Annotated in this window: 11 protein-coding genes and 1 tRNA gene; 4 read left to right on the forward strand and 8 right to left on the reverse strand. The window is 44.1% G+C overall.

Translation table 11 applies throughout. The features are described 5' to 3' along the window. Window positions 1-7 precede the first annotated feature (7 nt). From TY03_RS00850 to TY03_RS00860, 3 genes are all read left to right on the forward strand, one after another. A complete protein-coding gene (locus TY03_RS00850) occupies window positions 8-223 on the forward strand; it encodes a helix-turn-helix domain-containing protein (RefSeq protein WP_042366480.1) in 216 nt (71 codons plus the stop codon). A gap of 45 nt (window positions 224-268) precedes the next feature. Continuing rightward, window positions 269-1,339: a PHP domain-containing protein gene (locus TY03_RS00855; RefSeq protein WP_081713023.1), complete on the forward strand. Its 1,071-nt coding sequence runs from the start codon at window positions 269-271 to the stop codon at window positions 1,337-1,339. Window positions 1,340-1,523: 184 nt separating this feature from the next. Next, complete coding sequence (locus TY03_RS00860) at window positions 1,524-2,231, forward strand: DUF4627 domain-containing protein (RefSeq protein ID WP_042366481.1); 708 nt, start codon at window positions 1,524-1,526, stop codon at window positions 2,229-2,231. 271 nt (window positions 2,232-2,502) lie between these two features. Here TY03_RS00860 and TY03_RS00865 read toward each other — a convergent pair whose 3' ends face one another. The 6 genes from TY03_RS00865 to TY03_RS00890 form a co-directional block, all read right to left on the reverse strand. Further along, window positions 2,503-4,593 (reverse strand): hypothetical protein, encoded by a 2,091-nt coding sequence (locus TY03_RS00865; RefSeq protein WP_042366483.1) that lies wholly within the window; start codon window positions 4,591-4,593, stop codon window positions 2,503-2,505. Window positions 4,594-4,864: 271 nt separating this feature from the next. Then, a tRNA-Ile gene (locus TY03_RS00870) sits at window positions 4,865-4,938 on the reverse strand. A gap of 83 nt (window positions 4,939-5,021) precedes the next feature. Next, window positions 5,022-5,333, reverse strand: coding sequence for a DUF4491 family protein (locus TY03_RS00875; RefSeq protein WP_042366485.1), 312 nt, complete (start codon window positions 5,331-5,333; stop codon window positions 5,022-5,024). Continuing rightward, the gene (locus TY03_RS00880) at window positions 5,333-5,797 is read right to left on the reverse strand and encodes an Lrp/AsnC family transcriptional regulator (RefSeq protein WP_042366487.1); all 465 of its coding nucleotides are present in this window, start codon (window positions 5,795-5,797) and stop codon (window positions 5,333-5,335) included. Before TY03_RS00880 ends, TY03_RS00875 begins: the two co-directional genes overlap by 1 nt. 200 nt (window positions 5,798-5,997) lie before the next feature. Then, entirely contained in the window at window positions 5,998-6,864 is an 867-nt protein-coding gene (locus tag TY03_RS00885; RefSeq protein ID WP_042366489.1) for an FKBP-type peptidyl-prolyl cis-trans isomerase, read from the reverse strand. Window positions 6,865-6,885: 21 nt separating this feature from the next. Further along, a complete protein-coding gene (locus tag TY03_RS00890; protein ID WP_042366491.1) occupies window positions 6,886-7,470 on the reverse strand; it encodes an FKBP-type peptidyl-prolyl cis-trans isomerase in 585 nt (194 codons plus the stop codon). Between the two features lie 196 nt (window positions 7,471-7,666). Between TY03_RS00890 and TY03_RS00895 the strand changes: the two genes are divergently transcribed. After that, window positions 7,667-8,371 carry an SIR2 family NAD-dependent protein deacylase gene (locus tag TY03_RS00895; RefSeq protein WP_042366493.1) on the forward strand — a complete coding sequence of 235 codons (705 nt, stop codon included), beginning with the start codon at window positions 7,667-7,669 and terminating at the stop codon, window positions 8,369-8,371. On the opposite strand, the gene TY03_RS00900 is transcribed toward TY03_RS00895, so the two are convergent. Both TY03_RS00900 and TY03_RS00905 read right to left on the reverse strand, forming a co-directional pair. Next, entirely contained in the window at window positions 8,351-9,106 is a 756-nt protein-coding gene (locus TY03_RS00900) for a glycosyltransferase family 2 protein (RefSeq protein WP_042366495.1), read from the reverse strand. The two genes, TY03_RS00895 and TY03_RS00900, sit on opposite strands and share 21 nt — an antisense overlap. Beyond that, window positions 9,099-10,364: a glycosyltransferase family 4 protein gene (locus tag TY03_RS00905; protein ID WP_042366497.1), complete on the reverse strand. Its 1,266-nt coding sequence runs from the start codon at window positions 10,362-10,364 to the stop codon at window positions 9,099-9,101. The genes TY03_RS00900 and TY03_RS00905 overlap by 8 nt, the downstream gene beginning before the upstream one ends. Window positions 10,365-10,416 lie beyond the last annotated feature (52 nt).

The raw sequence follows: 10,416 nt of genomic DNA on the forward strand, positions 1-10,416 counted from the left end.
GATACTTATGGTTAACGAAGCAGATGTTCTGACTGATATAGGTAAAATTATAGTTCGCAGACGCAAAGAATTGAATATTACCCAAGAAGAGTTGGCTTATTCCGCCAACGTAGATCGAACTTATATAGGATATATTGAGAATGGAAAACAAAATATTTCCATATCCATTCTTTGCAAAATAGCCAATGTGCTCGACTTGGATATGAAAGACTTCTTTTCTTAAGCCTTCTTTTTTCATGCTAATACTAATCTAAAAAATACAAATTCGATGCGAAAACTATGTATGTGTTTATTTGCTTGCATAACGCTGACTTCTTATGCACAACTGCAAAATAATGAGGTGTGGAAACTTCCTGAAATGGGTCAAGGCGCCGTTCGCCAACTCATCCGTATTCCCGATATTCAAGGCTATCATACGCTAAAGTGCGACTTTCATATCCATACCGTTTTCTCGGATGGCGAAGTATGGCCTTCTGCCCGTGTAAAAGAGGCTTGGCGGCAGGGACTTGACGCAATAGCCATTACCGATCATATCGAGTATCGACCGCATAAAGATCAACTTTCGGGAGATTTTAACTCGGCAGATAACATCGCCCGTAAAACAGCCAACGACCTTGGTTTTATCTTGATTAAGGGATCTGAAATCACTCGTCAGAAACCCTTGGGACACCTCAATGCCCTCTTTCTCACAGACTCTAATCCGCTCGATGTCAAAGATCCTTTGCAAGCCATCGACATAGCCCGTTCGCAAGGAGCTGTTATTTTGTGGAATCACCCGGGATGGCCCGATAACCAATCGACCATCTACCCGGTGCACGAACAACTGTTGGCCAATCATAAAATTGATATGGTAGAGGTACATAACTATATGGAGTACTATCCGCTCTCTTTCGATTGGATTACGAAATACAATATTGCTCCTTCGGCCAATTCGGATACACATAATACGATTGAAAATGAGTTTGGTACCGACCGTATGCTCCGTCCCATGACTCTTGTGTTTGCCAAAGATCGTTCGGAGGCAGGTATCAAGGAGGCTTTACTGGCTCGTCGCACAGCGGCTTTGTTCAATGGCAATGTGATGGCACGGCAGGAGTGGGCCGAGCAATTGTTCCGCTCTTCTATCGACTATCGGATTATTCGCCAAAGCGAAGGCATGGTAACGCTGGAGGTCGAAAACCGCTCGGATATTCCTTATACACTCAAAAATAGTAAGAACGACTTGATGGTGCTTCCCGCTCAAAAGGCTGTGATTCTTAATTTAATACCCGGCGAAAGGCTGCGTGTAATGAACGTCTTCGTAGGTCATAATCGAAACCTGGAGATTCCGGTAGAATAATTCGCCTTCCGAACATCGTAACGCTGCGATTCGTATTGTATTATTTTGAACCTAATATGTACAGAATCGGAACTTCTCTCGTCTGCTCTCATTTATCTTTGTCCCGGTTTCGGATCAAAAACAGATGCTTTTGATCCGAAACCGGGATTTATGTTAAACAAATCAATTTATTAAATTAAATCGTATGAAAAAACAACTATTCTTACTTGCTGCTATCGCAACTTCATTGGCGGCCGGTGCGCAAAACCTGATTCAGAACGGAGACTTTAACAAGAGTGTAGACGTGGTGGTTACCAATGTCAATAAGGCTGTTCCGGGCGAGTGGTTTATCGTTAATAATGAGCCGGACAAGAATGCCACTCAGATTGAGTTGGTCGATGGTGGTGAGGCTCATCAAGGTGTGATGCAGATGAAAACGACAACATCTGTTCCGTGGTACAGAGTTTTCTTTGGTCAACGCATTCAACAGACAACGATTGAGCCGGGTGTCTATACCTTGAGTTTCGATGCGAAAGGGTTGTCGAAAGACGCCGTTGTATCGGTCTATATCAAACAAACCGTGGAGGAGAAAGATCCTGCTAGTAATAAGTTCCGAAATACATTCTTTGTGCGCAAGCAGTACGATCCGGATAAACAACTGACTCACTCGGGAGCATCTTTCTCGCAGACGCTGAAAAAGGTCGATACGTGGACACCCGTCACGGTTGACTATGACTTCGGACGAATCATCAATAATATTTCGAGCAAAAAGTCGGTGGGCGATGGGTTGCAGATAACCGAACTGAGCGCAAATGCTCCGATTCTATCGGACTTCTTTGTGGTGATACAGGGGATTGCTGCCAACCAAACCATTCAGGTAGATAATGTGAAGCTCATCAAGAAGGGGAATTAGGTCAAGCACTTGATTAGTATCAGCATTCGCCTGTTACTCCGCCACCTTTACATCATCGTGTTTTTCGCTGTTTGCAGAAGAACTATTTTAACGGTGTGTTAACTACGTACTTTTGGTATGAATGAATACGTATTCATTCATACCAAAAGTACGTAGTCTTGTATCTGAAGAAATGGAAAGCATGCCGAACGATTAACAGTGTTAACATGCAGAGCGAATGCTTCATCGTTCGCCAAGTAAACTCTCTTCTACGAAGGAATTCGATCCTTTTCTATTTGTTAAACATTAATATACGAATTTCCTTCGGTTTTAGCTCAAGTGTCAACACATCGTTGTAACTCCAACTCTCTTTTAGCCCCTCTGTGTCGCCCAAGAGTGGTGACGAAAGGGTGTAATCCTTTACGCTACTGTGCACACCTATTTGTCGATTGAGCGGAAGAGCGATCTTTTGCGGACGACTGGATGGGTTGTGCAGCGATATATAGCCCTGTTTGCCTTTCCAACCGGAGTAACCGTAAACTTCCTGGTTCAGTGGGTTACCTCCAAACATCTTTACGCGCTCGAATGTGGGGAATACCGTTCGTACCCACTTTAAACCTTCGGCCAATACATCCCAATCCGAATTGGACAATACTTTTGTTTTTAAATACAGCTCAACAAATGCAGCACCACGGCTCAGATCCATGAATAAATAATCGCGGAACTCATCGGCCGATTCGCCCGTTGTTGTCTTCTTAGGCTCGTGATTGAATATGGAATGAATGGGAAACTTCGTATTCTCAGTTGCAAAAACCTCATGATAGACTCCATCCCGATATACCAATTCGCTACTGCGGTCTGCGCCTCCTGCTGCATCACCACAGTTGATAAGCCATACTACATCGGTGTATTGAAGCCACCAGGGGCTTAAATAGGCACCGTTGGTAATGGCTGTATAAACATTAGGGTTTACCTTGTGCTGATTAATCATTAGCTGCATCAATCGCTCGGTTCCGGCCACCAAATAGTACATCTTTAACTCATCGTATTTCTTGTCGTTTAAACGGATGTCATTGCAAGAGAAGCCTTGGGTGTTGAGCTGAGGCATATAAGGTGTATTGCGTCCTTCCAATTCGAAGTCGCGTGTATTGAGATGTCCGAATAAACCGTCGTATTTAAAATAGGTAACCCCCTGCTTTGTCAACTCTATGATCCGGTTTTCCAGCTTATCCATATACTTGGGACCGGCCATCGACATGGAGAGGGAGAGTGCTTCATACCCATTTTCCCGTAATACATTGACTTGTGGTCGTGAGCCAAAAAAACAACCCGGACTAAGCCATAAGCCCAAGGAGGAACCTATTGCTTTCAATTGCTCGTGTGTGTCACTGAAGTTTGGGGAGAATTTCCGGTTGATGCTCCATACGCCGTTTGGTTTGTCCAAATCGGGTAGGGTTACGTCTTGCCAGCCATCGTCAATTGCATACACATTCAACGGAGGCACTTGACGTTCCTCGACCAATTTGTTATGAATGTACTGTACACTCTCCTGAAACAACTCTTTTGTTACTTGAGAACCAAAGTCGAACCAGCTGTTGTATTGTACTTGCAGTCGAAGTGGGCGAATGCGAATATCGTTGATATAGTCAAAAAAGGCATCATCAATATAGGCTGCATCATCGGCTGCTCCCATGATGCTTTTATAAGAATGATACGTTGTACCGGGCTTCAACTCCCTCCCCCACAGATATCCCAACCGCATCTGCTGATTGGTTACACTGTTGTTGGCGGCTGGAAATTCAACTCCCCAGAACGTGCCGCTTGTAATGGTGTAGATGGGTTGTCCCAGTCCGGGACTCCAATTTCCAGGTGCTTGTGCGGTAATTGCTGTTTTGGTATAAGGCTGATATGCGTCCTCGAGCGTCAAAGCATCTACGTCAATACGTTCGAGTGTTATGGCAGTATTGTTGGTAATCGATAGCTGTTTGTGTAGATAGGGTTTATCTTTAAGCAGTTCGTAACAAACGACAACTTTCAAACCATGCTTTGCGTTGAAAAGAGAGAACCGAATACCCTCCCCCGGCTTTGCACCAGTAAGTTTATAGCGTTTTGTATCCGTTACTTTGAAGTCTTTTGAGCGAAGAATGAAGTCGGTTCCTACTTTATCTGTTCCTTTCGACAGGCGAAGTACAAACTCATCGCATTCCACAGGTACCAATGTCGTATTCGTCTGTTTGTTTACAATTTCGGTGGTATGTAGAAAGCCTTTGTCTGAGAGTGTTCTGCTTAGATATTGGTTGGTTAGCTGGTAGGTTTTCTGACAGTAAGCGACAGAGCTCAGCAAACAAAGGAACAAAGATAGGGTTAATTGTTTTTTCTGCATTTTTCAGGTATTATGGTTTTTATAGATGACTAAATATGCTTTTCAAGATACAAATATACGCTGTTTCTTTTAAGAAACGAACTTTTCAATGGTAAAAATTACTTTCAGTATTTGCTTCGTATGCCTTTTCATAACTGATAATCCAATACGGATAGAGCGGTTTTTCAGGTATCGTATATACATGTATTTTCCAAGATTGCCTCTTGCCGTGATTTGAATGGGGTATCAATAAAAAATCCCCATAAACAATAGTTTATGGGGATTTAAGAGGTGGGCCATCTTGGGCTTGAACCAAGGACCTCCAGATTATGAGTCTGTTGCTCTAACCAACTGAGCTAAAAGCCCGTGCTATCTTGTTTCCTAGAAGCGGGTACAAAAATAGTACTTTTTATTAATAGATGCAAGCTTTTTAAGCAAAAAATCATGGCTTAAAACTTGTATTTTCGTTTCGGGTTTTTGGGAAACCATCCCTTTTTCACGCGCTCTTCTTGCTCAAAGACCTCTTTGATAGTCCAGAAAGAAGAGAAAGCAAATACGCCCAGCAAAGAAGAGATCAGTATGTTGTCCGTGCTAAGCGAAGCGGCTACACCGGCAATACCGAGTAGTAGAAAGATCCACCAGCAGCGCGTTCCCCAGTAATATTCGGCCTTCACTACCACAGGATGGAAAAGACCAATAATGAGAAACGTACAGATGCCGATGAAAAGCCCCGCCAAATGGTAATCGTTTAAAAACTCCATTATTTATCTGTACGAATTGGAATCTCTTTCTTGATGCTCTGCTCAAGCGAGATTAGTGTTTCGGTAGCTGTAACCCCCGGTATCTCTTGCATTTTATTATTCAGCAAGTCCATTAAGTGTTCGTTGTCGCATGCATATACTTTTGTTAGCATGGTGTATGGTCCCGTTGTAAAGTGGCACTCTACGATTTCGGGTATTTTATTGAGTTCGGCAACCACCGCTTTATACATAGAACCTTTTTCGAGCTTGATACCGACGTAGGTACATGTTCTATATCCAAGCGATTTAGGGTTGACATGGTAGCCCGAACCCACGATCACTCCCAAGTCGATCAGTCTCTGAACACGTTGATGGATAGCAGCGCGTGAAACGCCACATTCAGCAGCTACATCTTTGAAAGGGATACGGGCATTTTGTGAGATAATCTCCAGAATCTGCCGGTCGAGGTTGTCTATCTTTTCCATAATTCTAATATATGTAATTTCCAGTTGTTATCAAATAGTAAGCAAATATAACGGTTTATTTTAATTTCTCTTCATAAATGAAAGAAAAAACAGAAAATTCGCACTATTTTATTTTTATTTTAGGGGTTTGAGCATAAAAAGAGGGTGTTCGGTAAAGACCAAACACCCTCGGAGTCGTAGGCTGAAAACCTATGTATTGTTTACTTCTCGATGTCCAACAGTTCTACTTCGAAAACCAAGGTAGAGAAAGGTTTGATTTGACCTTGGTCTCTTGAACCATAAGCCAAGTCTTGAGGGATATAAAGTTCCCATTTAGAACCTACGGGCATCATAGTCAACGCCTCTGTCCAACCTTTGATTACTTGGTTAGCACGGAAAGTTGCAGGCTCGTTACGTTTGTATGAGCTATCGAACTCAGTACCATCGATCAATGTTCCTTTGTAGTTAACCTTTACGCTTGAAGTATCGGCAGGGATAGCGCCTGTACCTTCTTTGATCACTTTGTATTGCAAACCGCTAGGAGTTGTTTTTACACCTTCTTTGGTTTTGTTTTCGGCAAGGAATTTTTCGCCGGCTTCTTTGTTAGCGCCGAATGTTTTCTCCATTGCTTTAGCTTTAACAGCTTCCATAGCTGTTTGTGTATAAGCTTGAGCTTGTTCCATAGTCATTACGCCACCTTTTTCAAGTGTACCTGCGATGAAACCTGCCAGGAAGTTTTCTTTGCTGATTGTTTGAGTAGAATCTGCACCGAATAGTTCTTGGTTGATACCTTTCATCATTTGGTTGCTGATTTGTTGTCCGATTTGGATACCAGCCATATAAGCGATATCTTTCTTGCTTGTCTTGCTTGCACCTTCGTTTACACCTTTGATGAACTCAGCCATATAAGCTGTATCAACGTCCATGCGGCCGGTCAGATAACCTTTCAAACCTTGAGTTTGAGACATACCGATTGAGTAAGACAATGAGTCAAGGTCTGTTTTCAGATTAGCCTTAGGGCTTTGAGCTGTACAAGAAGCCAAGCTGGCTGCAGCAGCTACTGCCATTAAAATAGTTACTTTTTTCATTTTGCTTTAAGATTTTTTTATTTATAATACTTCGATTAATTCTACTTCGAATACCAATGTGCTGTGAGGAGGAATCATTTCTCCGGCTCCTTGTGCACCATAAGCAAGTTCAGAAGGGATATAGAGCTTCCATTTAGAACCTTCGGGCATCAGTTGCAAGGCTTCTACCCAACCCGGAATAACTTGGTTAACACCAAATACGGCAGGCTGACCGCGCTTGATCGAGCTGTCGAATAGCGTTCCGTCAATTAGCGTACCTTCGTAGTGGCATTTCACCTGGTCGGTCGCTTTGGCCATTTTGCCGTTGCCTTCGGTGATCACTTCGTATTGCAAACCACTGGGCAATGTAACAATATTCGCTCTTTTTTTGTTTTCTTCGAGGAATGCTTTTCCTTGCTCAATGCTCGCAGCACTCATCTTGCTCTCTAATTCTTCAAAATATGTGTTGACGATCTCGCGAGCTTCCTGGTGGCTGATAGCCGTAGGGTTTCCTTCGAGTACGTCTTTGATTGCCTGAGCAAAATCATCTACTGAGATGCCTTTGGCACCCATTCCTGATAGGTTTTGGCCAATACCGAGGCCGATAGCATAGCTAAATTTATCCATATGTTTGTTCTTTGTCGACTTAAGAGCAACAGGTGATTGTTTATCTTACAGTCAGTTGCAAATTTGTAAATCGCAAAAGTACGTGTTTTATTTGAATGATTTAGCATTTTAGATTTAAAATTTGTTTATTCATTCATTCTATGCTACATTTGCAGTGTATGTAAGATTTGCTATACGATTATTGGAGGAGAAAGTTATGAAAAATTTAGTTGTCTTATCCGGTGCCGGAATGAGTGCCGAAAGTGGAATAAGTACGTTCAGAGATGCAGGCGGCCTATGGGATAAGTATCCGGTAGAGAAGGTGGCTACTCCCGAAGGGTACAGCCGAGACCCGCAACTTGTTATCAACTTTTACAATGAGAGGCGGAAGCAGTTGACCCGGGTCGAACCCAACCGAGGGCACGAGTTGATGGCCGAATGGGAGAAAGAGTTTAATGTGACCGTTATTACACAAAATGTAGACAACCTGCATGAGCGCGCAGGCAGTAGCTGTGTGATTCATTTGCATGGTGAGTTAACGAAGGTCTGTTCCAGTCGCGAACCACAGAATCCGCAGTATATAAAAGAACTCGAACCGCAGGAGTATGAAGTCAAGATGGGCGATTGTGCAGCCGACGGATCACAACTACGACCGTTTATCGTATGGTTCGGCGAGGCGGTTCCGCAAATAGAGACTGCTATCCGATATGTTGAGCAAGCAGACATCTTTGTCATTATAGGTACTTCGATGAATGTATACCCTGCTGCGGGATTGCTAAACTATGTGCCGCGGTCGGCACAGGTGTATCTGATTGATCCCAACAAGGTGCAGATTCAAACATCGCGTTCGATACACGTCATTCAGAAAGGAGCATCCGAGGGTATGGAGGAGTTGAGCCGATTATTGTCCGGGCTTCGTTAGCAAACGGAACACAAACCAAGCATGATGCATCACGGTGCTCCATAACCCATAATGATACACCATGATGCGAAACCGCTCCATGAGCGATGCCTTGCGGTTTTGCGTAGTCATCCCTTCGTCCAGATAATCGATAAGGGTCAGGTGTGTGTTATGAATCGTTTTCGCCTTTTTCAGGATGCGGATACACCAATCAAAATCGGCAGAATAGCGGTAGTTTAAATTGTAGGGCTGTATGAGCGTTCGGCGGGCAATGAAGGCTTGATGGCAAACAAGCATGCCTTGCCGGAAACTTTTCCAGGTAAGCACTTCGGGAGCCGATAACCTGCGCATGCGCAAGAAGTGTCCTTTGCCATCTACCAGTGCTGTTTCGCCATATAGTACATCGGGCAACTCGCGTCCTTTGATCGATTGCATCATCTGTTGCAACGTATCGTCCTGATGAAAGCTATCGCCTGCATTGAGAAAACAGACATACTCTCCCGTAGCCAAAGCGATGCCTTTGTTCATGGCGTCATACAATCCACGGTCGGGTTCGCTGATAAGAAGCTGAATCCGGTCGCGATACTTTTCTGCAATCGCCAACGTACGGTCTTTGGAGGCTCCGTCGATGAGAATGTATTCAATGTGATGATAGGTTTGCGAAATGACACTCTGCAAGGTAGTTTCCAACACCTGCTCGGCATTGTAAGTGACGGTAATGATCGATAGGGTAGGCAATGGGTGGTTGTTATGCATACTTTCCCGTTATTTTATTGTATACGTCGATGTACTTCTTGGCAATGATACTTTCGGAATAATGCGATACGGCCTTGCGGGCTGCCTGCTCCGAGAGAGTGGGATACTCCGATTCGGTAAGTGCCCAGTAAATGCCATTGGCAAAGTCTTCTGCCTCTTTGTAGCGAGCGATGTATCCGTTGTGCAGATGATCGATCATCTCGGGGATACCGCCTACATGAAATCCTACGCAGGGCACGCCACACGCCATGGCTTCCATGATGGTGTTGGGTAGATTCTCTTCGAGCGAGGGAGTCACGAATAAGTCGACAGCGTTGTAGATGTTTACCAGATCGTGCTCGTTGCTTACATAATCGAGTGCATATACCGGAAAGGGTAGTAGTGATGCTAATTGCTGTGAGTGCTGTCCGAAGGCAACAATGCCGATTGTTTTTTTTGATTCGGGATGCTTCTCTACCAAGTGCTTGCACGACTCAATCAGGTAATCGATTCCTTTTCGCTTATCGGTAATCTTGACAGAGCCGAAAAGGATCAACTTTTTGTCTTGAGGCAACCGGCATAACGACCGTGCCTCTTGCTTGTTGCGTGGGCGGAAAAGATTGGTATTAATCGGATTGGGGATGCTAAGTACAGTTTGCCCAACAAGCAGTGCACTGTCTTGAGCTCGTTTCTTCAACCATTTGCTACAAGCGATAAAGGTAATGGGAGCTGTTTGGTACAGTGCTTTCTTTTTGCGGAAGATGCGGGTCGATAAGTCTTTCTTGTTGCCTCCTCCATAGAGGAACGGACAGTGGTGGCACTCTTCCTGATAGTGGTTGCACTCGCGTGCATGGTGGCAAATGCCGGTACAGGGCCACATATCGTGCATGGTCCATACAACGGGTTTGCCCGAAGCCAGAATTTTCCGGATGTTTGCAAGTGAAAGCATGCCTTGGTTAATCCAGTGCAGGTGAATGATATCGGCTTGTTGAAACTCGGGAAGGGTGGTGATATCTGTTCCGGTATTGGCTATGTCGACAGCAAAAAGGTTGTTTTTCTTGAAGCGGTTGGCTTTCCAGATAACGATTCGCTCCCATACAAATTTCCATACACTCAGCCAGTTGCGATCTAGTTTGACAACACTGATTTGATCGGTTTGCTTATCGCGCACCAGCATTTTTGCTTTGATTCCGTTGTTCTTCAACGACTCCATCAAGCGGCTTGCGGCAACGGCTGCGCCACCTATCCGTTCGGAAGTATTGATAATTAGTACCCTCATTTGCCGAAATGTTTTGGCAAAAATAGCGGTTTTCCGTGAGAATCCGTACAAA

Source organism: Bacteroides neonati, assembly GCF_000499785.1.
Taxonomy (GTDB): domain Bacteria; phylum Bacteroidota; class Bacteroidia; order Bacteroidales; family Bacteroidaceae; genus Bacteroides; species Bacteroides neonati.

Coding starts and splice junctions, on each gene's coding strand:
- TY03_RS00890 (WP_042366491.1), bottom strand. CDS start 7,470: ATGGATAAATTTAGCTATGCTATCGGCCTCGGTATTGGCCAAAACCTA.
- TY03_RS00880 (WP_042366487.1), bottom strand. CDS start 5,797: ATGGAAAAGATAGACAACCTCGACCGGCAGATTCTGGAGATTATCTCA.
- TY03_RS00905 (WP_042366497.1), bottom strand. CDS start 10,364: ATGAGGGTACTAATTATCAATACTTCCGAACGGATAGGTGGCGCAGCC.
- TY03_RS00860 (WP_042366481.1), top strand. CDS start 1,524: ATGAAAAAACAACTATTCTTACTTGCTGCTATCGCAACTTCATTGGCG.
- TY03_RS00855 (WP_081713023.1), top strand. CDS start 269: ATGCGAAAACTATGTATGTGTTTATTTGCTTGCATAACGCTGACTTCT.
- TY03_RS00865 (WP_042366483.1), bottom strand. CDS start 4,593: ATGCAGAAAAAACAATTAACCCTATCTTTGTTCCTTTGTTTGCTGAGC.
- TY03_RS00895 (WP_042366493.1), top strand. CDS start 7,667: ATGAAAAATTTAGTTGTCTTATCCGGTGCCGGAATGAGTGCCGAAAGT.
- TY03_RS00900 (WP_042366495.1), bottom strand. CDS start 9,106: ATGCATAACAACCACCCATTGCCTACCCTATCGATCATTACCGTCACT.
- TY03_RS00875 (WP_042366485.1), bottom strand. CDS start 5,333: ATGGAGTTTTTAAACGATTACCATTTGGCGGGGCTTTTCATCGGCATC.
- TY03_RS00885 (WP_042366489.1), bottom strand. CDS start 6,864: ATGAAAAAAGTAACTATTTTAATGGCAGTAGCTGCTGCAGCCAGCTTG.
- TY03_RS00850 (WP_042366480.1), top strand. CDS start 8: ATGGTTAACGAAGCAGATGTTCTGACTGATATAGGTAAAATTATAGTT.